Origin of the sequence: Sphingomonas sp. PvP055 (genome assembly GCF_040546365.1) — a bacterium.
In the GTDB taxonomy this organism is placed as follows: domain Bacteria; phylum Pseudomonadota; class Alphaproteobacteria; order Sphingomonadales; family Sphingomonadaceae; genus Sphingomonas; species Sphingomonas echinoides_A.
The window spans coordinates 3,629,439-3,652,088 of record NZ_JBEPNS010000001.1 but is presented as its reverse complement, the minus strand read 5'-3'; the positions used below and the strand labels follow the sequence as shown (position 1 = coordinate 3,652,088).

Annotated in this window: 19 protein-coding genes; 11 read left to right on the top strand and 8 right to left on the bottom strand. The window is 65.2% G+C overall.

Annotated features, from left to right (window positions below; genetic code table 11):
* Positions 1 to 64: 64 nt before the first annotated feature.
* Complete coding sequence (locus ABIC16_RS17135) at positions 65 to 508, bottom strand: glycine zipper 2TM domain-containing protein (RefSeq protein ID WP_354291988.1); 444 nt, start codon at positions 506 to 508, stop codon at positions 65 to 67.
* A gap of 143 nt (positions 509 to 651) precedes the next feature.
* Here ABIC16_RS17135 and ABIC16_RS17130 point away from each other — a divergent pair, with 143 nt between their 5' ends.
* On the top strand, positions 652 to 1,644 hold the full coding sequence (locus ABIC16_RS17130; protein WP_354291987.1) for an esterase-like activity of phytase family protein: 993 nt from the start codon (positions 652 to 654) through the stop codon (positions 1,642 to 1,644).
* A 3-nt stretch (positions 1,645 to 1,647) separates the two neighbouring features.
* Here ABIC16_RS17130 and rpmB read toward each other — a convergent pair whose 3' ends face one another.
* A complete protein-coding gene (rpmB, locus tag ABIC16_RS17125) occupies positions 1,648 to 1,950 on the bottom strand; it encodes a 50S ribosomal protein L28 (RefSeq protein WP_277967866.1) in 303 nt (100 codons plus the stop codon).
* Positions 1,951 to 2,160: 210 nt separating this feature from the next.
* Between rpmB and ABIC16_RS17120 the strand changes: the two genes are divergently transcribed.
* The 3 genes from ABIC16_RS17120 (at position 2,161) to ABIC16_RS17110 (ending at position 4,362) form a co-directional block, all read left to right on the top strand.
* Positions 2,161 to 2,448: a hypothetical protein gene (locus tag ABIC16_RS17120; protein WP_354291986.1), complete on the top strand. Its 288-nt coding sequence runs from the start codon at positions 2,161 to 2,163 to the stop codon at positions 2,446 to 2,448.
* A 93-nt stretch (positions 2,449 to 2,541) separates the two neighbouring features.
* Complete coding sequence (locus tag ABIC16_RS17115) at positions 2,542 to 2,970, top strand: nucleoside deaminase (protein ID WP_354292371.1); 429 nt, start codon at positions 2,542 to 2,544, stop codon at positions 2,968 to 2,970.
* 87 nt (positions 2,971 to 3,057) lie between these two features.
* Positions 3,058 to 4,362 carry a hemolysin family protein gene (locus ABIC16_RS17110; RefSeq protein ID WP_354291985.1) on the top strand — a complete coding sequence of 435 codons (1,305 nt, stop codon included), beginning with the start codon at positions 3,058 to 3,060 and terminating at the stop codon, positions 4,360 to 4,362.
* A 92-nt stretch (positions 4,363 to 4,454) separates the two neighbouring features.
* Here ABIC16_RS17110 and ABIC16_RS17105 read toward each other — a convergent pair whose 3' ends face one another.
* Positions 4,455 to 5,108: a helix-hairpin-helix domain-containing protein gene (locus ABIC16_RS17105; protein WP_354291984.1), complete on the bottom strand. Its 654-nt coding sequence runs from the start codon at positions 5,106 to 5,108 to the stop codon at positions 4,455 to 4,457.
* A gap of 69 nt (positions 5,109 to 5,177) precedes the next feature.
* The gene (purD, locus tag ABIC16_RS17100) at positions 5,178 to 6,443 is read right to left on the bottom strand and encodes a phosphoribosylamine--glycine ligase (RefSeq protein WP_354291983.1); all 1,266 of its coding nucleotides are present in this window, start codon (positions 6,441 to 6,443) and stop codon (positions 5,178 to 5,180) included.
* Here purD and xseA point away from each other — a divergent pair.
* From xseA to ABIC16_RS17085, 3 genes are read left to right on the top strand one after another with little or no spacing between them, the layout of a single operon-like run.
* A complete protein-coding gene (gene xseA, locus ABIC16_RS17095) occupies positions 6,442 to 7,842 on the top strand; it encodes an exodeoxyribonuclease VII large subunit (protein ID WP_354291982.1) in 1,401 nt (466 codons plus the stop codon). The genes purD and xseA overlap by 2 nt on opposite strands.
* Before the next feature lie 27 nt (positions 7,843 to 7,869).
* Positions 7,870 to 8,079 carry a DUF2093 domain-containing protein gene (locus ABIC16_RS17090; RefSeq protein ID WP_354291981.1) on the top strand — a complete coding sequence of 70 codons (210 nt, stop codon included), beginning with the start codon at positions 7,870 to 7,872 and terminating at the stop codon, positions 8,077 to 8,079.
* Complete coding sequence (locus ABIC16_RS17085) at positions 8,069 to 9,028, top strand: M23 family metallopeptidase (RefSeq protein WP_502958359.1); 960 nt, start codon at positions 8,069 to 8,071, stop codon at positions 9,026 to 9,028. The genes ABIC16_RS17090 and ABIC16_RS17085 overlap by 11 nt, the downstream gene beginning before the upstream one ends.
* Here ABIC16_RS17085 and ABIC16_RS17080 read toward each other — a convergent pair.
* Positions 9,025 to 9,558: a hypothetical protein gene (locus ABIC16_RS17080; protein ID WP_277967860.1), complete on the bottom strand. Its 534-nt coding sequence runs from the start codon at positions 9,556 to 9,558 to the stop codon at positions 9,025 to 9,027. The genes ABIC16_RS17085 and ABIC16_RS17080 overlap by 4 nt on opposite strands.
* A gap of 227 nt (positions 9,559 to 9,785) precedes the next feature.
* Between ABIC16_RS17080 and ABIC16_RS17075 the strand changes: the two genes are divergently transcribed.
* The gene (locus tag ABIC16_RS17075; RefSeq protein WP_354291980.1) at positions 9,786 to 12,872 is read left to right on the top strand and encodes a TonB-dependent receptor domain-containing protein; all 3,087 of its coding nucleotides are present in this window, start codon (positions 9,786 to 9,788) and stop codon (positions 12,870 to 12,872) included.
* Positions 12,873 to 12,955: 83 nt separating this feature from the next.
* Here ABIC16_RS17075 and ABIC16_RS17070 read toward each other — a convergent pair whose 3' ends face one another.
* Both ABIC16_RS17070 and ABIC16_RS17065 read right to left on the bottom strand, forming a co-directional pair.
* A complete protein-coding gene (locus ABIC16_RS17070; protein WP_354291979.1) occupies positions 12,956 to 14,611 on the bottom strand; it encodes a tetratricopeptide repeat-containing sulfotransferase family protein in 1,656 nt (551 codons plus the stop codon).
* Between the two features lie 321 nt (positions 14,612 to 14,932).
* Entirely contained in the window at positions 14,933 to 15,994 is a 1,062-nt protein-coding gene (locus tag ABIC16_RS17065; RefSeq protein WP_354291978.1) for a hypothetical protein, read from the bottom strand.
* A gap of 62 nt (positions 15,995 to 16,056) precedes the next feature.
* Here ABIC16_RS17065 and ABIC16_RS17060 point away from each other — a divergent pair, with 62 nt between their 5' ends.
* Entirely contained in the window at positions 16,057 to 17,349 is a 1,293-nt protein-coding gene (locus ABIC16_RS17060; protein WP_354291977.1) for an aspartyl/asparaginyl beta-hydroxylase domain-containing protein, read from the top strand.
* Here the strand turns inward: ABIC16_RS17060 and ABIC16_RS17055 are convergent.
* A complete protein-coding gene (locus tag ABIC16_RS17055) occupies positions 17,339 to 18,307 on the bottom strand; it encodes a hypothetical protein (protein ID WP_354291976.1) in 969 nt (322 codons plus the stop codon). The two genes, ABIC16_RS17060 and ABIC16_RS17055, sit on opposite strands and share 11 nt — an antisense overlap.
* 48 nt (positions 18,308 to 18,355) lie before the next feature.
* Between ABIC16_RS17055 and ABIC16_RS17050 the strand changes: the two genes are divergently transcribed.
* Both ABIC16_RS17050 and ABIC16_RS17045 read left to right on the top strand, forming a co-directional pair.
* Positions 18,356 to 19,330, top strand: coding sequence for a TauD/TfdA family dioxygenase (locus ABIC16_RS17050; protein WP_354291975.1), 975 nt, complete (start codon positions 18,356 to 18,358; stop codon positions 19,328 to 19,330).
* Positions 19,331 to 19,652: 322 nt separating this feature from the next.
* Positions 19,653 to 22,616 (top strand): TonB-dependent receptor domain-containing protein, encoded by a 2,964-nt coding sequence (locus ABIC16_RS17045; protein ID WP_354291974.1) that lies wholly within the window; start codon positions 19,653 to 19,655, stop codon positions 22,614 to 22,616.
* Positions 22,617 to 22,650 lie beyond the last annotated feature (34 nt).

Below are 22,650 nucleotides of genomic sequence, written 5' to 3'. Positions count from 1 at the left end.
TAAGAAGCGCCGGCCCCGTTCCCCCGATACGCTACAGGGGGAAACTGGTGAAAACGTCAGCCGATCAACGGCAATAGCCCGGTCGTCCGTCGCGATCGATCGCGCGGCCCGCGAGGGCGCCGCCACCGGCCCCGAGCACCGTGCCCAGCGTCCGGTCGCCGCGTCCGGCTACGACGTTGCCGAGCAAGCCACCCGCGATCGCGCCGATGATCGTGCCGCTGTCACCGCTGCGGCAGCGGTTGCGAGACGTGTTATAATAGCGCCGGTCATTGTAACCGCCGTCGTCATAGCCACGACGATCCTCATAATAGCCGCGACGATCGTCGCGATATCCACCGCGGTAGACCTCGCGATACCCGTCGTCGCGATTGTACCCGTCGCGATAGGCGCGATCATAAGCGTACGCGTCGCCGCGATCGTAATAGCGCTGCGCGCTGGCGGGGGTTGCGGCCAAGCCGGAAACGGCGATGGCCATCGTCGTCGTGGCGAGCATGAGCTTCTTGAACATCGTCGTCTCCCTCTCGGTGTGGTGTGTTCCGATGCTGCCGATATGAGCGAGTCGCGCTGATACGAGCCTGAATGCGGTTGTTAGCGTCCGTTCAGGCGAGAAAGCCGGTTGCGTCGTCCGGAAGCGTCCCGCAGGGGCTGTCGGTGCGTTTCTTGATCTGTGCCTTGCTGTTCGCGCTGTTCGTCCCCGAATGGAGTGGACATGCGCGCATCCCGCTGCTCGGCCCTGATCCCAGCTTCGTCGTCGAGCCTGTCGCGCTTGACCCGCGTGCGCCGCAGCGTCGACGAGTCGGCGATCTGGTCTATCTGGGTGGCGTTCGACTCAAGAGCCGCGACCCGCAATTCGGGGGATTCTCGTCTCTGTCGCTAGCGGGCGATCGGTTCACCTTGCTGAGCGACAGCGGCGATATCGTCCGTTTCCGGCTCGATTCGCAGTGGCAGGTCCACGAACAGAGCTTCGCCGAGTTGCCCGACGGCCCCGCCACCGGCTGGGAGAAACGCGATCGCGACAGCGAATCGATGAGCGTCGATCCGCAGAGCGGCGCGATCTGGGTCGGGTTCGAGAATGAGAATGCGTTCTGGCGCTACGATCCAAGCTTTACCCACGCCGAGGCGCACGTCGCGCCGCCGGCGATGCGCGGGTGGCCCGACAATATGGGGCCGGAAGCGATGATGCTGCTTCCCCGCGGGGGGATGGTCACGATCGGAGAGGTCAAGCCGTGGCGGGGACACAAGGGTCGGGCAGGGATCGTCTTCGCGGGCGACCCTACGGTCGATCCACGGCGCGGGTTCCGATTCGACTATATCCCGCCCAAGGACAGCAGCCCGAGCGACATGACGCTACTCCCCGACGGGCGCTGGCTGATTCTCAACCGACGCTTCTCGTGGTTCCGCTTCTCCAACGTGCTGACGATCGTCGACCCGGCCGACGTGAAGCCGGGCGCGCAGGTTCGCGGACGCGAGATCGGGACGCTGGAGGCCCCGCTGATCCACGACAATTTCGAAGGGGTGACCGCAACGCAAGAAGGCCGCGCCACCGTCATCTGGCTCGTCTCGGACGATAACCAGTTGCCGGTGCAGCGCAGCCTGCTGCTGAAGTTCAGACTGGATCCGGTCGCACGCGGCGACCGGAACTGAGGCTTACGCCGCAGGAGCCTGTGCAGCGACGAGCTTCTTGGAAACGTCGCGCTTGAGGCGACGGCAGCGCAGCGACAGCTTGTCGTTGGTCGTCTTGACCAGCCAATTGTCGAGACCGCCGACGTGCTCGACCGAGCGCAGGCCGTGTGCCGAGACGCGCAGCTTGATGCTGGTGCCCAGCGCATCAGACATCAGCGTGACGTTCTGCAAATTCGGCAGGAACGTGCGCTTGGTCTTGTTGTTGGCGTGGGAGACGTTGTTTCCCACCATCCGGCCCTTGCCGGTCAGTTCGCAAATACGCGACATCGTAAATTCCTGAATGTCCGGTGGGGCCCATGACGAACCCCTAGAAGGGGGCGCGCTTACCGAAAGCGCCGGGGCCCGTCAACCGATTCAGCCTTTTTACTGCAACATCGCGGCGTCCCCCGACCCGCTCGGAGCGATGCAACCTTCCGCGCGCAAACCGCGTTTGGTTACGGTAACGGTTCGAATGTCAGGGCGTTTGGGGAGAGTAGGATGCGCTTTTTATTGGCTTTGGTGGGGATCGCGGCATTGGTCGTGGTTGCGCTCGTCTCGCTCGGCATGTTGAAGATCGATACGTTCGCCGGCGCGTTGCCATCGGTGAGTGTTCAGGGCGGCAAGGCGCCCGAGGTTGAGGCGAAGATGGCGACGGTCGAATTCGGTACGGCGAACAAGTCGGTCGAAGTTCCCACGGTCGGAACGACCACCAAGACGATTTCGGTGCCGACTCTCAAGGTCAACAAGCCGGCCGATGCGAACAGCAATACGGTAACCACGCAATAAGCCGTGCAGAGGGCCTGCGAGGCTCTGGTTCGGCGCTCGCCAATCGGGCAGGAAGACCGGATGTCGATCGCTTCTCTGCTGCTCCCTCCCGCCATGCGCGCCGCGCTCGACGCCGCGGCGCAGGCGGCGGAGGCGGGGGAGGTGCCTGTCGGCGCGGTCGTCCTGCGGCGCGGCGAGATCATCGCGACGGCGGCCAATGCCCCCCGCACGCTCCACGATCCGACCGCGCACGCCGAGATCCTGGCGATTCGCGCGGCGGCAATGGCGATCGGCAACGAGCGGCTCGATGACTGCGACTTGTGGGTTACGCTCGAACCCTGTGCGATGTGCGCTGGCGCGATCGCCCATGCGCGGATCGCGCGACTCTATTACGGGGCGAGCGATCCCAAGGGTGGCGCGATCGAACATGGGCCGAGGATCTTCACGCAACCCACGATCCATCACCGGCCCGAAATTTTTCCCGGCATCGGGGAGAGCGAGGCCGCGACATTATTGCGCGGTTTCTTCGGCAATCGGCGCTGATTGGGTGTCCAGACCGTAGCGAAACGCGACTCGTCGCAGCAGAACGGTTGTGCAATCGCGCAAATCGCGCAAAGGACGTCGTGCGCCATGCACCCACTTCCCCCCTTTCCCTGGATCGACGTCGCGATCATTTTCGCGCTTATCCTGCTCAACGGCGTTTTCGCCATGTCCGAACTTGCCATCGTTTCCGCGCGCAAGGCGCGGCTCGACGCGATGGCCCGTAGCGGAAAGCGCGGCGCACGCGTTGCGCTGACCCTGGCGTCCGACCCCGGTAAATTCCTGTCGACGACGCAGATCGGGATCACGCTGATCGGTATCCTGTCGGGTGCCTATTCGGGGGCGAGCCTGGGCGGGCCCGTCGGCGCACGACTCCAGTTCCTGGGGCTCGGCACCGAGCTGACGCAGACGATCGGCTTCGCGTTAGTGATTGGAATCACGACCTATGCCTCGCTGGTGATCGGCGAACTCGTCCCCAAGCAAATCGCGCTGCGCGCGCCGGAACCGATCGCCGCGATCATGGCGGGGCCGCTGCTGTGGCTCGCCTGGGCGACCGCACCAGTGGTGTGGCTGCTCGATTCGTCGTCCGGCCTGCTGTTTCGCCTGATGCGGCTGAAGCGCGAGACCGAGGAGCACGTCACCGCCGAGGAACTCCACCTGATCGTCGCCGAGGCGTCCAAGTCGGGCGTGATCGAGGAGCATGAGCGCTCGATCATCTCGGGTGTCGTTCGGCTCGCGGATCGCCCGGTGCGCGAGGTGATGACGCCGCGTACCGACATCGAATGGATCGACGCGACGCTCGACGAGATGGGCATCCGCGCGGCGCTGATGACCGCGTCGCACAGCCGCCTGCCGGTTGCGGAGGGGTCGGTCGATACCGTGATCGGCGTGGTACAGGCGCGCGACATTGCGGTGGCGCTGTTCAAGGGCCAGCCGCTCGACGTGCGCGCGCTGATGCGTCAGGCGCCGGTCGTGCTCGACCAGATCGACGCGATGGACGCGCTCGACGCGCTGCGGCAGGCGGAAGTGCCGATGGCGCTGATCCACGACGAATACGGGCATTTCGAGGGGATCGTGACTCCGGCCGACTTGCTCGCCGCGATCGCGGGCGAGTTCGCGTCCGATTCGGACCCCGAGGAAGCGCCCTCGGTGGTGACCCGCGATGACGGGTCGCTGCTGGTCGCAGGGCAGATGGCGGTCGATGCGTTGGCCGAGCGGCTGGGGATCGATCTGCCCGAGGACCGCGATTATGCGACGGTCGCTGGCCTCGCGCTGGCGGTGTTCCGCCACCTGCCGGGCGAGGGCGAAAGCTTCGTCGAACAGGGGTGGAAGTTCGAGGTGGTCGATCTCGATGGCCGCCGGATCGACAAGCTGCTGGTCAGCGAAGTCGGGTAGCGCCGTGTTCCTGTAAAAGGTAGGAACCCAGAGCTCCAGAAGACCGCGTTGGTAACCCCGGGCTTTCAGAAGCGCCGCAGGGTGGAGCGCTTTCAGCCCCCCAATTTCCCGAACTGCGCCTCATACCCCGCGCGGTCCCCTGCGCTGAGCAACTTGGCCTGTTCGATCCAGCGATCCCGCGCCATCCGGCCGCGGAAGGCGCCGAGCTTCGCATCGAGCGTCTCGGCTTCTGCGGGGCTCAGTGCGGCGATCTGGTCGACGTGGGTGATCCCGAAATCGGCGAGCGTCACGGCAAGCTTGGGGCCGAGCCCCTTGATCTGCGTCAGCCCGGTCGCCGCGGGGTTGTCCGTGGTCGGCTGAAACACTGGCGCGGGCGTCGGTAACGGATCGGGTGTCGGCGCGGCGCGCGGGGCAGGGGGCGGGGGGGCTGCCGGAGTCGGAGCAGGGGCCACCGTGCGCGGCGCGGGCGATGGCACAGGCTGCTCGGCCACGTCCTCCGACAGCGTCGTGACCTGCGTGCCGTCCGGCGAGACGGTCGGCTCGTGGGTGGCGCCGTTCGCTTCCGCGATCTCGAAATTGCGTTCGACCTGTTTCGCGGCGTCCTTGCGACGGCGGAGGAGGATGCTGCCCCAAACGATCGTCGCCACTGCCAGTACGGCGAGCACGACCATCAGCGCGACGTGCGCCGTGGTGATCGGCATCATGAAGTCGATCGCCTGGTTCGGGTTTTCGGGCGTGGCGGCCATCGGTTACTCCTCAATACAGTGGATCGTCGTAGCGCACGCCAACCCTTGGCGTCGCGCGAAAACGGGCGCTCAGTTGCCCGCGCGCGCAATCTCGCGCCAGCCGATGTCGCGGCGGCAGAAACCGCCGGGAAAGGCGATCGCGTCGACGCCGCGATACGCCGCGTCACGCGCCGCGCCGATCGTATCACCCAACCCGGTCACTGCGAGTACGCGGCCCCCAGACGCAACGATTCCGCCTGCCGCGGCCCGCGTACCAGCCTGGAACACGATCGCGCCGGTCGCTTCGGCCTCGGCGATCCCGTCGATTGCGCTCCCGGCCTCGGGCGTCCCCGGATATCCGTTCGCGGCAATCACCACGGTCAGTGCAACCGCATCGCGCCAATGCGCGGCACCGTGGTCGGCAAGCGTGCCCTGCGCGACCGCGAGCAGGATCGGCACGAGGTCCGATTCGAGCCGCGCCATCAGCACCTGGCATTCGGGGTCGCCGAAGCGCGCGTTATATTCGATCAGCTTGGGGCCGTCCGCGGTCAGCATCAGCCCAGCGTACAGCACGCCCGAAAACGGCGTCCCCGCCGCCGCCATCGCCGCCACGGTGGGCCGGACGATCTCGTCGAGGGCGCGCGCCTCCAGTTCTGGAGTGAGCACGCGCGCCGGGCTGTACGCGCCCATCCCGCCGGTATTGGGACCAATGTCGCCCTCGCCGACGCGCTTGTGATCCTGCGCGGAACCGAAGGGGAGGAGCGCTTTGCCATCGGTCAGCACGAACAGGCTCGCTTCCTCGCCGTCGAGGAATTCCTCGATCACCGCTTCGCCGCCCGCTTCGGCGAACAGGTCGCCCAGCGCCGCTTCGGCCTCGGCGCGGGTGGCGGCAACCGTCACGCCCTTGCCCGCCGCGAGGCCATCCGCCTTGACCACCACTGGCAGCAGGAACGCGCCCAGGCTCGCCAGCCCCTCGTCGAGCGACTTCACGTGCGCATAGCGTGCAGTCGGGATGTGCGCGTGGTCGCACAGTGCCTTGGTGAACGCCTTGGACCCTTCGAGCTGCGCAGCGGCCTTGTCCGGCCCGAACACCGCAAACCCTGCCGCCCGCAGCGAATCACCGAGCCCGTCGACCAGCGGCGCTTCCGGCCCGATGACGATCAGCGCGATCGCATTGGTCGTGCAAAACGCAACGCTCGCCGCATGGTCGCGCACGTCGAGCGGGACGAGCGTCGCGTGTTCCGCAATCCCCGGGTTGCCCGGCGCGGCAAACAGCGTATCGCACAGCGGGGACTGCGCGAGCTTCCAGGCCAGCGCATGTTCGCGTCCACCCGATCCGATCAGTAGGATATTCATGTCGGACCCTCTTTTTGACGCCGCGGCCCGCCTCCTAGCGGGGGACGGTGCTGCCGACAACGGCCCCTCGGCAGCGGGCGCACCAGGCAATTCGGTCATGAGCGTCGGCGAATTCGCGGGCAAGCTAAAGCGCGCGGTCGAAAGCGAGTTCGGCAGCGTCCGGCTTCGCGGCGAAATCTCGGGCTACAAGCGCGTTGCCTCGGGCCATGCGTATCTGAGCCTCAAGGACGACAGCGCGGTGCTCGACGGCGTCATCTGGAAGGGGCAGGTCGCCGCGCTCGGGTTCCAGCCGCAGGACGGCGCGGAGGTGATCGTCTCGGGCCGGATCACGACCTATCCGGGGCGCTCGAAGTACCAGATCATCATCGACCGGATGGAATTGGCCGGCGAAGGCGCGCTGATGGCGCTGCTTGAGAAGCTCAAGGCCAAGCTCGCCGCGGAGGGGCTGTTCTCGGCGGATCGCAAACAATCGCTCCCGTTCCTGCCGCGGACGATCGGCGTCGTCACCTCGCCGACCGGCGCGGTGATCCGCGATATCCTCCACCGGCTCGAGGATCGCTGCCCGACGCATGTGCTGGTGTGGCCGGTCAAGGTGCAGGGCGCGGGCGCGGCTGAGGAAGTCGCCGCCGCGATCCGAGGATTCGATGCGATGCCCCCCGAGACGCGGCCCGACCTCGTCATCGTCGCGCGCGGCGGCGGGTCGATCGAGGATCTGTGGGCGTTCAACGAGGAAGTCGTCGTCCGCGCGCTCGCCGCGTGCACCATCCCGACGATCTCGGCGATCGGGCACGAGACGGACACCACGCTCGCCGACTTCGCCGCCGATCGTCGCGCGCCAACGCCGACCGCCGCTGCCGAGATCGCGGTGCCGGTCCTCGAAGACCTGCGCCTGACGATCGCAAGCTATGGTCAGCGCACCGGCAAATGCGCGCGGCGCTATCACGACCGCGGACGCGAGCAACTGACCGCTCTCGTCCGCGTGCTGCCCAAGCGCGACGCGCTGCTCGGCCCGCAACGCCAGCGCGCGGACGACGTCGGCGCGCGGCTCGACCGCGGTCTCGAACGCCGCGTGACGCTGGCGCGCGGGCAGCTCGACCGGTCGGCGGGGGCGTTGCGGCTCGCGACGCTCGAACGCCAGCTCGAACGCGCGCGCGATCGCACCGCGGCGGCATGGCGGCTCGTCCAGTCGCTCGGGCCGAACAGCATCCTCGACCGGGGCTATGCGTTCGTCTCGACTCGCGCGGCGGCAGGCGGCGCGGTCGTCGGATCGGCGGCGGCGGCGCGCGCGGCAGGGGCCGTAACGCTCCACTTCCGCGATGGCGAGGTCGACGCCAAGGTTGAGCGTGGCGGCGGCAAGGCGTATGTCGGTCCCGTCGGCGATCAGCCGACCCTGTTGTAAGTCCCCTCATCCGAAAGCGCTCAGCCGATGCTCATGTCCAACACCGATCGCGCGGCACGCCTGCATTTCATGGCGAACGGCTTTCGCGTGCTGAACCCGGGCGATCATGTCGTCTGCGCCGTTTCGGGCGCGCGGGTCGCGCTCGACGACTTGCGCTACTGGAGCGTGGCGCGGCAGGAGGCCTATGCCACGGCGGCGCTCGCGACCCAGGCAATGGGCGGCGACGCTGGCGCGTAAGGCTGTTCTAGGCAACGTCCCGGTTCGTGGTGCGGTAGCAGGGCTTTCGCTGCTACTGGCGGCCTGCGCGGTCGTTCCGACGACGCCACCGCTTGATGCAAGGGAACCACGTAGCAGCCCAAGACCAACGGTTGCCCCGGTCCGGGCGCCCGCATCCATCGCGCGACCCGAGCGCACCGGCTTCACCTACACTGGCAACCGCACGCAGGGCGGTTTGCTGCTGGGCATCGCTCCCGAACGGACGCGGGAATTGCTGTTCGACGGCGTCGCCATCCCGGTAGCCGCAGACGGGCGCTTCGTGATCGCGTTCGACCGCGATGCGGCGCCAAGCGCGACGCTCGTGGCCACTCGCGACGACGGTCAGATAGTGCGAGATACGCTGACTGTCGCGCCGCGCGCGTGGGATATTTCGCGCCTGTCGACCTTGCCCAAGATCCCGTTGCCGCAACCCGAATTCGATCGCCTCCGTCCCGCCGAACTCGCGCAAATCGTCGCCGCGCGGCGCATCCAGACGGATGCGCAAGGCTGGCGACAAGCCTTCATATGGCCGACGACCGGACGGATCTCGACGCTGTTCGGATCGCAGCGAATCTATCGCAATGGCGAGGCGGGATCGTATCATTCCGGGCTCGACGTCGCCAAGCCGACGGGGTCGGTCATCGTGGCGCCCGCCGACGGTGTGGTGATCCTTGCGGCGGACCACCCGTTCACGCTGGAGGGAAACCTGTTGATGATCGATCATGGGATGGGCCTGAACAGCGCGTTCCTGCATCTGTCACGGATCGACGTGCGAGTCGGGGATCATGTCCGGCGCGGGCAACCGATCGCGCTGTCGGGCGCGACCGGCCGCGCGACCGGCCCGCATTTGCACTGGAGCCTGCGCTGGAACGCGGCGAAGATCGACCCGCTGTTGGTCGCAGGCCCGATGGTGGAAGACGAACGGCGTTAGCGGATGCGTTTGACGTCGACCGCCCGTCCACTCCCGATGCGCGCGGTGTAGCGACCGAGTAGCCCAGCCTTGATGGTCATCGTGTCGCCCTTGCGGGGCGCGAACGCAGGCGAATCGGTCAACGACTGCCATTCACCGCCTTCGGAAAGCGTGATCCCCCACAAGCCATAGGACACCTGCCGCACCGCCGTCACCGTGCTGGTGATCTCCTTGACGTCGGTATCGGTTGCAGCGCGGGGATCGTCCTGGCTGGTGCCGAACAGGTTCAGATGCGGGAGCGAGAAGCCGAAAAGCGAACGTTTGGCACTTTGCAAAGCCTCACGATCAATGATCCGAATTTCGCGTTTGTCGAGCGCTTCAAGTAGGTCCGACGTGGACCGTTCGTAACAGCCAAGACGTTGATCGACCGGTATTGTTGCACAGGCCTTCATGGTCGAGACGAGGCTGTCGCTACGTCGCTCGGCGGCCGGTGCAACCGTGGGCAGCAAGCACGCCAAGCTGACAAATAGTGGCGCGACGCGATGACGCATGGACCGTACTCCGAAGGAAAATGTGCCCCGTTATACCCTGCAAGCCGAGCGCGGCAATTGCATCCGGGACGGCCCTATGTAGCTAAAACGTCACACGCGTAACAAATATGTGATTAGCGCCATATTAGGTCGTTGCCGTGTTGCCCGCTGTTAGAATAGCAATGCTGCAATATCCGGCAACGAACGGATTAGAGGTATATGGCCGTACCGGCCAAAACGGGGGTAACATGAAGACATCGACGAGATCGCTGCTGCTTGGTTCGACGCTTTTCGCCACAGCGGCAATGGGCTGTGCACCAGCCTTTGCTCAGACAGCACCGGCAACGCCGCCATCCGATACGGCTGGCCAGCCTGCTCCCACCGATAGCGGCGGCAGCGACATCATCGTCACCGGCAGCCTTATCCGGAACCCCAATCTGGTCAGCTCCACGCCCGTTTCGGTGATCAGCTCCGACGAGCTGGCGCTCCGCCAGACCAACACCGCTGAGCAAATCCTGCGTGACTTGCCGGGCGCGGTCGCGAGCATCGGTTCGGCGGTCAACAACGGCAACGGCGGCGCGTCCTTCGCGGATCTTCGCGGCCTCGGCAACTTCCGCAACGTCATCCTGCTGGACGGCAACCGGATTGCGCCTTCGAGCACCGTTGGTCGTGTCGATCTCAACAACATCCCGCTCGCACTGGTGCAGCGTGTCGACACGCTGACTGGCGGCGCTGCTACCACCTATGGCGCAGACGCGGTTTCGGGCGTCATCAACTTCATTACGCGGCAGGACTTCTCGGGCGTCGAGGCTTCGGTCTCGAACCAGATCACCGAACGCGGCGATGGCAAGTATTTCCGTGGCGACCTGACCGTCGGTTCCAATTTCGATGACGGGCGCGGCAACGCCGTGCTGTCGCTCGGCTATCAGAAGTCCGACCCTGTGTACCAGGGCGCCCGCGATATTTCGATCAACAACTACACTTCGACCAGCGGCGCGCAGGGCGGTTCCGGCACCACGGTTCCGACGCGCTTTTCGGTCGCAGGTCTCGGCACCGGCGCTAACCGCGTCTCGGGCAACCGCCAGATTAACCCGACCACCGGCGCGCTGCAGTCGCCGGTCGTGCCGTTCAACTTCAACCCGTACAACGTCTACCAGACGCCGTTCCAGCGCTATAACATCTACGGTGCGGCACGGTATGAAGTGTCGGACAACATCGAAGTCTATTCGCGCGGCATGTTCTCGAAGAACAAGGTGAGCACGATCATCGCACCATCGGGCATCTTCGGCTCGTCGCTGTCGATTCCGTTCTCCAACCCGTACCTTCCCGCAGCAGCACGGCAGACCTTCTGCAACAACAACCCGACCTTCAACGCGAACAATGTGCAGGTTGCACAGCTTACTGCGGCCGAGTGCGCGGCGGCGGCTACGGCCACCTCGCCGGCTGACCCCAACTTCCGCTACTTCAATGTCGCAACCAACCGTCGCACGTCGGAAGTCGGGTCGCGCATTTCTGACTATCAGACGACGCTGTTCGATTATCGCGCAGGCGTGAAAGTTGGCATCACCGACTCGATCAAGCTCGACGTCAACGGGTCGTATGGCGAATCGGAGAACGTCCAGACGATCCAGAACTACGTCCTGACCTCGCGCGTCCGGGCAGCCGCGTTCGCCACCAACACCACCACCTGTCTCGCCGGTGCACCCAATGGTGCCGCCAGCATCACGGCGGGCACGGGTTGCGTTCCGATCAACTTGTTCGGGCCGGACGGGTCGATCGGGGCGAACCAAATCTCGTATCTGACCGCGACTAGCACCTCGACCAACCGCACGTCGCTCGCCCAGGCACGCGCGTTGTTGACGGGCGATATCGGTGCGGCCTCGCCCTTCGCCAGCGATCCGATCGGCTTTGCACTCGGTGCGGAATATCGCGACTATCAGGCTTCGCAATCGTCGGACACGCTGTCGCAGCAAGCGGGCGAACTGGGCGGTGCCGGCGGTGCTGCGCCAAGCTACACCGGTGGATATAACGTCAAGGAAGCTTACGGCGAGCTCAACGTCCCGCTCGTCGCGGACAAGCCCTTCTTCAAGAGCCTGACGCTCGAGGGCGGGTTGCGCTATTCGAGCTACAAGGTCGATACGTCGCCATCGCGCGGCTACAACACGGTCACCTACAAGGGCGGCGCAAACTGGGAGCCAGTGCGGGGCATCCGTATCCGCGGTACCTATCAGCGTGCGGTCCGTGCGCCGAACATCAACGAACTGTTCGCGCCGGTCACGACCGGTCTGACCAACCTCTCGTATGATGCGTGCGCAGGCGTCGCTCCAACGACCAACGCGGTTCTGCGTTCCGTCTGCCTTGCACAGGGTGCGCCGACGGCGTCGATCGGGAGCATTCAGGTTCCGACGGCGGCGCAGGCAAACTTCACCAGCGGCGGGAACATCAACCTCCGCCCCGAGAAGTCGGATTCGTATACGCTCGGTGTCGTGTTCCAGCCCGAATATGTTCCCGGCCTTTCGATCTCGGTCGATTATTACAACATCTCGATCCGTGATGCGATTTCGCAGCTGACGGCCGGCAACGCGTATAACCTGTGCTTCGGCAACCGCACCGGTGGGGGCCTGACGGCTTCTAGCGCAACCGATCCGAACTGCCTTTCGATCCGCCGCAACCCGGCAACGGGTGCGCTCGATGGCGATCCCGCCACGACGCAGGGGCTCGGTATCATTCCTGCCAACGACGGCCGGGTGTTGACCGACGGTATCGATCTCAGCGCGAACTACCGGCGTAACCTCGGTTTCGCCAAGCTGAACCTCAGCTTCCTGGGCAACTATACCGCACGGTCGCGGTTCCAGGCCAAGCCGGGTTCGGACGTGCTGAACTGCGTCGGGCTCTACGGTCAGAACTGCGGGTCGCCGGCTTCGGCGGGTCCGTCGTCGTCGGCCGGGTCGCTGCAACCCCAGATCACCTGGAACCAGCGCACGACGCTGACCTTCGATCGAATCGATTTCTCGGTGAACTGGCGTCATATCAGCCGCATGCGCGTTGAAGACGGCGTGACGACCTTCTCGGGTACGATCGCAACGGGTGCGCTGGCCGGCAAGGTCGTCAACTTCGGCAAGATCCCGGCGTATAACTACTTCGATCTGGCAACCCGCGTTGCGGTCGGGGATCATTTCGACCTGACCTTCACCGTGATGAACCTGTTCGATCGCGGTGCTCCGATTGTCGGCGGAACCGTCGGGTCGACCTCGTTCAACAGCGGCAATACCTATCCGTCGACGTATGACGTGCTTGGTCGTCGCTTCGCGATCGGTGCCAGCGTGCGCTTCTGACGACTGGTATAATAAGGACGTAACTGGGGCGGGCCGCGAGGTCCGCCCTTTTTTCTGGTTTCGGTAAAGGCGCTTGGTGTCGACTAACCGTCGCTGCCGAACCGCGCGACCCACGGGGCCAGGATTGGAAGGACCGGTGCAAGCTGGTCGGCATAACGCCGCCATTGTCCGCCGCCGTTGTACAGTCCCTTGCGGACTTGCGTCTCGCTCGCGGTGCGAACGCCGCGAGCCTTTGCGGTGCGGGCGAACGTCTCGAAATCGTCGGTCCACGCCATCCCGACAAAATCGGCGAGCGCGCGCACGGTCGGCGTGAAGTTCGCAACGAGCTGATCGTACCGCACTTCATGGAACGCGATCGGCAGGCGTTCCAGCGCCAGATCGATCAGCCGCATCAAGGCGTCGTAATGCCGGGCGGTCTCCTCGAGCTCGCTGAAGGCCCAGGCCCCTGCGCCAGGCGTGAAATTCACGCGGAAACAGCTCAGCACGACGTCGCGCGGATCCCGGCGCATCACGACGAAGCGCGCGTCCGGAAAGACCTGCGCGAGGATCGGCAGCTTGATCCCGTTGAACGGATTCATGTCGACCAGCACCTTGCCCGCAACCGGACCGGCAAGGTTCATGACGCGATCCCAATACGCTATCCGCAGCTCGTGGAGGATCGCGGGATCGAGCGTATCGATTGCCGGCATGGTCCCGTCGTTGGCCAACAAGCGAGCATCGAGATCGACCAGCGTGTCGCGTTCTTCCAGCGCGACGACATCGGGCGCGCTGGCGAGAATGTTCTCGATCAGCGTCGTTCCCGAACGGGGGTAGCCGAGCAGGAACACATGCGTTGCCGCCGCTGCGGGGATTGGCGCGACCGCAGGGCGTGTCGCGACGTGGCCGGTCGCGACGACCTGCGCGGTGATCCGCTCGATGAACGCGCGGTGCGACGGTCGGCCGGGTTGCGGGGCAAGCAAGGCGCGATGCGCATCGCGGAACGTGGCCTGTGCGGCCTGGTAACAGGCGAACGCCTCGGGCGGTCTGTCCAGCCGGTCCAGAGCGTCGCCGAGCAAAGTGAGCGAGCGGATCCGATCTTCCGGAGCCAGTCGCGTTGCGAGGAGCGGGCGCAGCACGGCCTCGGCGCGCGCGCCGTCCCGCGCTTCGACCGCCAGCAAGGCGAGGGCGAAACTGGCAGAGGGTTCGTGCGGGTTGAGGGCGAGCGCGCGGCGCGCATAGGTCTCCGCTGCGATGGTATCGCCACGCCGCGCGGCGCCATCGCCGAGCTTCCCGAGCGCTGGGGACAGCGTCGGATCAAGCGCGATGGCGCGTTCGTAGCTCGCCGCCGCGGCTTCGTCGGCGCGCTGTGCGTCGAGCACATAACCGCGTTCCAGCCAGGCGGCGGCATGGCGCGGCTCGGCTGCGACGACGGTGTCGAGCACCGCAAGCGCTTCGTCCAGAAACCCTTGCTTCCGCAGGACGGCGCCAATCGATCCGAGGATCGCCACGTCCCCCGGGCTGATCGCCAGCGCGCGCTGCAGCAGCGCATGCGCGGCGCCATAATCCCCCGCCTCTTCCTTGCGCCATGCCGCAAGATTGAGAATTAGCGGATCGATCCGGTTCAGCGCGACGGCGCGCTCGGCTAAGACGGCCGCCCGCTCGATGTCGCCAATGGAGAGCGCCTGTTCGATCTTTGCGCGATCGGTAGCGTCGGCACCGGATCCGCGCGAACGATGCCCCTTGATCGGTCGGTTTGACATTGTCGTTCTTCAATCCTTATCATCGAATTGGCAGACCGCCATATCCCGTCACTGGTGAGGTTCTTATGTTGATCCTGCTTTTAGTGTCTCTCTTCGGCGTAGAGCCTCAGACAACACCATCGCCAACGCCTGCCACGAAATCTGCAAACGATCCTGAGAAAGTAATCTGTAGACGTTTCGCTGTAACCGGGTCGCTCGTCAGTTCCTACAAGTCGTGCAAGACACGCCGTGAGTGGGATATCGAGCGGGAAGCGCTGCGCGCCACCGGTCCCGGGAGCGATTCTTGCCGCAATTCCGGCAATGGCGGCCCCTGCTGACCCGCTAGGCGACAAGCGGAGACGGCCCGTCCAGTGCAATCCCTGCGGACGCAGCGACCTTCTCCGCCCAGTGTGCGACCTTGTCGATCTCATCCGCATGGAGCTGGTCGCCATGCGCGATTTCTGTGGTCCGGTCGCGCGCGTCGAAGGGCGTGCCCGACTTGGAATGGGTCCGAAATGCCGGTCCTGCAGCGATTTCGGCGACATCCGCTGCGCTTAGAGGGCGAGCGGTAAGCGCCGCAAATGCTGCGACCGCGCCCGCTGGATCGCGCATCAACGTGGCACTATCGAGCGTCCGGACGCGCTCCGGCCCGAATTGATCGACAAGGCGTGCGAACAGCTGTTGGTTGGCAAGCCAGCCAATTGCGGCGACCTGAAGATCGGTCTGCCCAAGGTAGTCGCGTGGACCGAAGCCGAGCTGGACGAGCTTGTCGTCAAGCATCCCGGTCAGCAATGTCCGTACCCATAGCCGTCCGTCCAACCCCTTGCGCGCGATCGAGCCGAGATAGGTGCGCAGCGGGGCGTAGAGCAGCACCGCGCAGGACTCTTCCCGTAAGGTCAGCATCGCTGGCGCCAGCGCATTCACCGCGGTCGACGCCTTGACACACACCATCTCACCCGGCCCGAACGGACGCGCGAGCAGCGTGAGCACGTCATCGAGCACCTCGGCCATATCGGATCCCTGGCCGCCGCGGCGGCGCCAGCCGATCAGATCGTTCAGGATGACGGGCTCCTTCAATCCCATTCCCCAGCCCGGACGATCGAACGCGCGCGCGAGCAGCGTCGAGCAGCAGAAGGCGGAGTGGAACAGAAAGTGTAGCGGCGCGCGGGGTGACGCGGCGGCGATCGCATCCTGCCGCCGTACGACCAGTGGATCTAGGCCAGCAGGCAGATGCTCGTCGGTGGCAAAGGTCGCCTGCGCGTGGATTGCCCGGGACACGGGTAGAAAATGGACCGCGTCATGCCCCGGATCGTAGCGATGCGCCAACCACGTCGCATCGCGCGCCACCGCCTCGACCGAAGGGGGGCGGCTTTGCGGTCCGCCTGACAAGTTAGCCTGTGTCATCGCTGCTGTTTGTGCATCCTGCCTCGCATTGTCTAGTCGCTGCCGCACCGATATGCAGGGGCATGGATGATGCCCGGATACAGCGGCTGCTCGACGCAGCCGTTCAGGAACGTCGCGCGGGGCGGACCGCCGCCGCGGTCCAATTGTTTCAAGACGTGCTCGCGCAGGGTGGCGAACATCCGAAGGCGCTCAATGCCCTTGGGTTGAACGCTTTGGAGTCCGGCGCGCACGATGCGGCGATCGGGCTGCTCCAGCGTGCAATCGCAGCGGATCCGACTGCCCCCGAACTGTGGATGAACCTTGCGCGCGCGCACCGCGAACGCGGCGACAATGCCGGCGAAGAGGCCGCGCTGAACGGCGCGCTTGCGATCGACCAGCGGTATTTCATGGCGCTGGTTCGGATGGCGGAGCTGCACGAGCGGCAAGGGGACTCGGTGCGTGCGGCCGAGCGTTGGGGCGGCGTGCTCGCGATCGCGGCGGGGATTGACGAACCGAACGACGGGCTTGTCGCGATGCTCGATCATGCGCGCAACTATGTCCTGCGTCAGCGCGAGTCCTTTGCCCGTACGATCGACACCGGTCTCGCGGCCGAGCGGGGGGCTCTGTCAGCAATCGATCGCCGACGCGTGGATGCATGCATTGATCACGCGCTCGGGCGCCGCACGATCTACACCAACAACTGTGCCGGAATACATTTTCCGTTTTTACCGGCGGACGAGTTCTTCCCACGGCAGCACTTCCCCTGGCTCGCCGAAATCGAAGCCAAGACCGAGGTAATCCGCGACGAGCTCACCGCGATCCTGGCGGAGGATGCGGCACTCGTGCGTCCCTACGTCGCGATGGCGCCCGGCACTCCGGCAAACAAATGGTCGGCGCTCGACCATTCGCTACAATGGGGCGCGCTGCATCTGTGGAAGGACGGGCGGCGGGACGATGCCGTCTGCGCGCGCGCGCCGCAGACCGCTGCTGCGATCGAGGCGCTTCCGTTGTCGGACCTGCCGCAGCGAACCCCCACCGTCTTCTTTTCGATCCTGCAGCCGGGTGCGCATCTGCCGGCGCATACCGGTGTCAGCAATGTGCGCGCGATCGTCCATCTGCCGTTGATCGTGCCGACGGGTTGCAGCTTCCGCGTCGGGGGGGAGACCCGGGATTGGCGGGAAGGGGAAGCCTGGGTGTTCGACGACACGATCGAGCATGAAGCGTGGAATCGGTCGGAGCAGATGCGCGCGATCCTGATCTTCGACGTCTGGAATCCGTATATTACCGAGGACGAGCGGGGATTGCTGCGACGCTTCTATGCGGTGGCTGGCGAAACCGACCATGCGCAGCAGTCGGTCATTCAGATCAGCGACTGAGTGCCGCGTTGGCGAGGGCCGCGTCCAGCGCGGCGCGGGCGGGGTGGCGTGCCGCCCAATCCTCCGCGATCGCGAGGTCCGGCGCGATCGCGGCAGCCACCGCGGCTTCACGCGCGAGACGGGCAGCATTGTCGAACGCCACCCCCGGATTCTTTGAATAGGTCGAGAATAACGGACCTGCGACGGCCCTTTCAAGCGCTGCGCGGTCGTTGGGCAAGCCCAGATGCACGGCGGCGGCGGTCAACACCGGGACGGGGTCGGCGAAAAATACTTCGGCGTTGAGCGTGCGCGCCTTCGGGAGCGCGGCGAGGGTCTCGGCAAATGCCGTGGCCTGGGCGACCCACAGGGCGGCAGCGCGCTGGGCATCGCCATAGGCCGACCAGTCGCCGAGATAGGGGGCGAGCTGTGTGGTCACGTTCCGCAGCCAGACGCGATGGTCTTCGTTGCGCAGGATCGCGAGGAGATAGGGGCGCAACGGCAGGTAGAGCAGGATGGCGCGCGCCGTCGTGTCGGCGGCGGCGATGTCGGGCAGGAGGAAATTGACGGGCACGTTCGCCTTCACCAGCGTTGGCGCGTCGGGCCGATACCGTTTCGACGCCATCGCGAGCGATAGCCGAAGCAGCGCACCATCCCGCCGGATTGCCGATTGCCGCAGCGCAAGCGGCTCCCGCAGGACAAGACCCGCCCTAGGGTCATCGAGCGCGCGGGCGAGCAAGGTGGATCCGCAATGCGCCATGTGGAAAATCCACGAGGTGGGTTGCGCGGGCGGGATGCGCGGAACCAGCGCGTCGACCGGGATCGCGAGCCGTTCTTCGTGCGCCGGGGAGATCCGGCGATCGAGGAAGATCGATCGATGATAGGCCGCGCGGTCCATCGGGACGAACGTAGCATGGTCTGCCTCGAACGACTGAAGGTAATGATCGGGCGAGGTGAAGAGATCGTCGAAGGTCAAGGCCACGCTTCCCCTATAGCGTGCGCCGCGCATGGCGGCTATCCCCGTGCCGCTATGGCCAAGATTCACCTGCCTGTTCTGCACCAGCCGCATGTCGTCATCGAAGCGGAGAACGAAGAGTCGATTATGGCGCTCGACCCCGCGCTGATCATGGACCTCTACAAGGTGCATGGCGCGGTGCTGTTCCGCGGTTTCGGGATCGACGTTGCGCATTTCGGGGCATTCGCCCGGCAATTCTGTTCGACGGCGGTCGTCAACGAAAGCCCCGGACGCGAGCCGGTCGATGCCGCGGCCAACGTATTCACGGTGGATGCGGGAAACGGCGCCTTTGCCTTGCATCCCGAACTCTCCCGCGAACCGTGGAAGCCTGACGTGGCCTTCTTCGGCTGTCTGGTCGCGCCACGATCGGGCGGGCGTACCACGATCTGTGACGGGGTTGCCCTGGTCCGGGAAATGCCGGGGGCCGTGCGCAGTAAGCTTGCAGACCGACGTCTGCTGTACATCAAGCCGACTTGGCCTGCGCTGCTGGAATATTGGCTTGGCACCGCTACGCCGACCGATGCGCAACTCGCCGCGCCACCGCCCGAATGCCCCTATTACTTCCGGCGGTATCCCGACCGGGGGATTTTGCGCGTGTTCAGCCGCCCGGCATTCCACAAGCCGATGTTCACCGATGCGCCGGCGTTCGGCAATTTCCTGCTTTTCTCGCGCTTCAATCATGGCCGCAACGATCACCCCGTGCTGGATGACGGGTATCCTGTTCCTGACGAATGGTTGCAGGCAATCAAGGCCACCGGCGATCATCTCAGTGCCGAGATCGAATGGGATCCGGGTGACCTGCTGATGCTCGACAACACGCGCTTCCTGCACGGCAGGACCGCAATCGTCGATACTGCGGAGCGGGTGATCCTGACGTATTTCGGATATCTCGCTTGCGCGATCCCCGATCCGGAAGAGCCCGCCGACGCGATCTGGCGGAGGATCGATTTTGAACCGCCACTGCGGCCCGACCATCCGGGACGCCCGTAACGGGGCTGAGAGGCCTAGGCACTGCCGCCGATATGGTCGGGTGCCCCGTCACTCACGGCGGGGCCATTCCCTTCAAGAATTTCGCGAAACCTTTGCAACCATGACAATAAGTCCGTTGCGGCTGTAATGTTGCAATGCAGTTACAGTCTATTGCTGAAGTGTCCTGCGCGGCGTTTTGGCGGCTTTACACAAGTCCGGCGCGACGCCAATCAGTCGACATGTCTCGGGGGGCCGAGCATCTGTATGCATCGGTTACGGGACTTGCCAACTACGCCACAGCGCCGCGTTTTCGCGCCGCGGTTGCGTTCGCAAGGATGTATGTGTGACCAAAAATCCGTTCGAAATTTCGAAGGCCCGACTTCTGACGGGTGCTGCCACGTGTGCCGTTCTGCTTTCGCTTGGCGCAACGCCCGCGCTCGCGCAGACGGCGCCGACCGCCCCCGCTGACGCCAATACCCCCGGTGCGGCCGCGATCCAGACGCAGTCCGCTCCCGCGGACGCGCAGGCGAACGCCGAAACGGGTCAGGACATCGTCGTCACCGGTACGCTTTTCCGCCGGACCAACACCGAAACGCCATCGCCGGTGTCGGTCATCACCGCCGAGAACATCGCCGCGCGCGGTCTCACCACCACCGCCGACGTGATCCAGTCGATCTCGGCGGGCAATGGCGGCAGCATCCCGCAGGGCTTCGGCAACGCGTTCGCGTCGGGCGCGCAGGGCGTTTCGCTCCGCGGCCTGTCGACCAACTCGACGCTGGTGCTGTTCGACGGTCTTCGCCCGGCCTACTATCCGCTTGCCGATGACGGCCAGCGCAGCTTCGTCGATCTCAACACCATCCCGGGTGCGATCGTCGAGCGGATCGAGACGCTGCGCGACGGCGCGTCGTCGACCTATGGTGCCGACGCGGTCGGCGGCGTGGTCAACGTGATCCTCAAGAAGGAAATCAAGGGCGTCAGCGGCAACGTCGAAGGCGGCATTTCCGAGCGCGGCGATGCCGGTCAGCAGCGTGCGCGCCTGACCGCGGGTTACGGCGATCTCGCCGATCAGGGCTTCAACTTCTACGTCAGCGGCGAATATCAGCACCAGAACGCGCTGTTCGCGAACCAGCGCGAATTCCCCTACAACACCAAGAACCTGTCCTCGATCGACGCAGGCGGCGGCTTTACCGGGGCCAACGGCAACACCAACTTCCTGGCGCCGAGCACGTCCGCTTCGAGCAGCACGACCGCCGCGGTCGTACGCCCGGCAACCTACACCCCGGGCAATATCCTGAGCGGCGTGCCGATCGTTGGCGGCCAGTATCAGGTACTCCAGCAGGGCGGTTGCGCTGGTGCGGCGCAGACCAACATCGCGCACAGCAACGTCAACGGCCAATATTGCGAACAGGATCTGATCAACCAGTACAGCCAGATCCTTCCCGACCAGACCCGGTTCGGCGGCACCGCGCATCTGACCGCGAACATCGGTTCGAACGCACAGGCCTATCTGACCGGTACGTTCTACCAGAGCATCATCTTCCAGCAGCGCACGCCGAGCTCGCTGCGGTCGAACAACCCGGCCTACACCTTCGGCCTGGTGCTCCCGGCGAACCTGTCGAACGGCACGCTCAACCCGCAGAACCCCTATGCGGCCACCGGGCAGGGCGCGCTGATCTTCTATCGTTTCGGCGACATCGCCTCGACGCTCAAGAACACTTCGAGCACCTACCGCATCGCGGGCGGGATCGACGGCAAGTTCGGCGGGGACAACAGCTGGGCTTATACGCTGCACGGCACGTACATGCGCACCAACCTGACGCAGGACCGCACCGGCAACATCAACATCGCCGGCCTCACCAGCGCAATCAACAACGGCACCTATAACTTCGTCGACCCGACCGCCAACAGCGCGGCGGTGCGGTCGCTCATCTCGCCCAACCAGCAGAGCAAGGCGCATTCGGAGACTGCCGAAGTTCAGGGCATCCTGACGCACGCGCTGTTCGATTTGCCGGGCGGCCCGCTCAACCTCGGCGTTGGCGGCGAATTCCGCTACGAGAACATCTACGATCCCACTCCGAACCCGGGGTCGCAGTTCCTCGACATCAACGCCTTCTCGGCGGTTGGCCACCGGTTCGTGACGTCGGGCTTCTTCGAACTCAACGCGCCGGTGCTGAAGCAGCTCGAAGTCAATCTGTCGGGGCGCTACGATCACTATTCGACCGGCTTCGGGCGGTTCTCGCCCAAGGTCGGCGCGAAGTTTACGCCGATCCGCCAGCTGGCAATCCGCGGGACCTATTCGCAGGGCTTCCGTGCACCGTCGATCCCCGAAACCAGCGGCAACGTCGTCGGCTTCGTCAACTATACGCCGCCCGCAGCAGTGCAGGCAGCGCATGGCGGCAACTCCTATGTCGGCACGTACAGCCTCGGTCTCAACTCGGTCGGCAATGCGAACCTGAAGCCGGAAACCTCGCGCAGCTTTACCGGCGGCGCAGTGTTCCAGCCGGTGCGTTGGCTCAGCCTGACGATGGATTATTACAACATCCACAAGAAGGACCTGATCTACAACCCGGCCGATTCGACCTACGCCAACACCTATATGAACGGCGGCGCGCTTCCGACCGGGATCACGATCACGCCGAACCCGGCGGATCCGTCGTTCCCGGCCCTGCGTCCGACCCCGGCGTTCGTCAACGCGGCGTACATCAACGGCCAGTCGCTCCAGACGTCGGGCATCGATGGCCAGATCTCGGCGAGCGTCCCGCTCGGCAGCGGGATCAAGCTGACCTCCGCACTCGAGGGAACGTTGGTCCTCGAGTATAAGGTCAACACCGGCATCAACGGCGTGTACGACTATCTCGGGACGCTTGGACCGTACAACACGACCTCGGCCTCGGGCACGCCGCGCTGGCGCGCCAACTGGCAGAACACGCTTGAAGCAGGCGCCTACTCGCTGACCGCGACGACCTACTTCACCAGCGGGTACAAGGGCTATGCCGCCGACTATAACGGCGTCGGCAGCTGCGGGCCGAACGACACGCCAGCGTCGAGCTATCTGTACAACGGCGACCTGTCGCGCCGGGCGGGCAACGCGCTGCAGTGCACCGTCAAGCACTTCCTCAGCGTTGACTTGAACGGCAGCGTCAAGGTGAACGACAAGTTCACCTTCTACGCGATCGTCCAGAACCTGTTCGATGCGCACGCACCGTTCGACCCGAACACGTACGGCGGCAACAACTACAACCCGGCCTGGGCCGCATCGGGCATCATCGGCCGCTCGATCAAGGCAGGTGCCAACTTCAAGTTCTGATCCCTTCCGGATCGGACATGAGAAAGGGGCGGTC

Coding starts and splice junctions, on each gene's coding strand:
- ABIC16_RS17065 (WP_354291978.1), bottom strand. CDS start 15,994: ATGACACAGGCTAACTTGTCAGGCGGACCGCAAAGCCGCCCCCCTTCG.
- ABIC16_RS17120 (WP_354291986.1), top strand. CDS start 2,161: ATGCGCTTTTTATTGGCTTTGGTGGGGATCGCGGCATTGGTCGTGGTT.
- ABIC16_RS17050 (WP_354291975.1), top strand. CDS start 18,356: ATGGCCAAGATTCACCTGCCTGTTCTGCACCAGCCGCATGTCGTCATC.
- ABIC16_RS17060 (WP_354291977.1), top strand. CDS start 16,057: ATGGATGATGCCCGGATACAGCGGCTGCTCGACGCAGCCGTTCAGGAA.
- ABIC16_RS17115 (WP_354292371.1), top strand. CDS start 2,542: ATGCGCGCCGCGCTCGACGCCGCGGCGCAGGCGGCGGAGGCGGGGGAG.
- purD (WP_354291983.1), bottom strand. CDS start 6,443: ATGAATATCCTACTGATCGGATCGGGTGGACGCGAACATGCGCTGGCC.
- ABIC16_RS17075 (WP_354291980.1), top strand. CDS start 9,786: ATGAAGACATCGACGAGATCGCTGCTGCTTGGTTCGACGCTTTTCGCC.
- xseA (WP_354291982.1), top strand. CDS start 6,442: ATGTCGGACCCTCTTTTTGACGCCGCGGCCCGCCTCCTAGCGGGGGAC.
- ABIC16_RS17105 (WP_354291984.1), bottom strand. CDS start 5,108: ATGGCCGCCACGCCCGAAAACCCGAACCAGGCGATCGACTTCATGATG.
- ABIC16_RS17070 (WP_354291979.1), bottom strand. CDS start 14,611: ATGTCAAACCGACCGATCAAGGGGCATCGTTCGCGCGGATCCGGTGCC.
- ABIC16_RS17135 (WP_354291988.1), bottom strand. CDS start 508: ATGTTCAAGAAGCTCATGCTCGCCACGACGACGATGGCCATCGCCGTT.
- rpmB (WP_277967866.1), bottom strand. CDS start 1,950: ATGTCGCGTATTTGCGAACTGACCGGCAAGGGCCGGATGGTGGGAAAC.
- ABIC16_RS17110 (WP_354291985.1), top strand. CDS start 3,058: ATGCACCCACTTCCCCCCTTTCCCTGGATCGACGTCGCGATCATTTTC.
- ABIC16_RS17090 (WP_354291981.1), top strand. CDS start 7,870: ATGCTCATGTCCAACACCGATCGCGCGGCACGCCTGCATTTCATGGCG.
- ABIC16_RS17080 (WP_277967860.1), bottom strand. CDS start 9,558: ATGCGTCATCGCGTCGCGCCACTATTTGTCAGCTTGGCGTGCTTGCTG.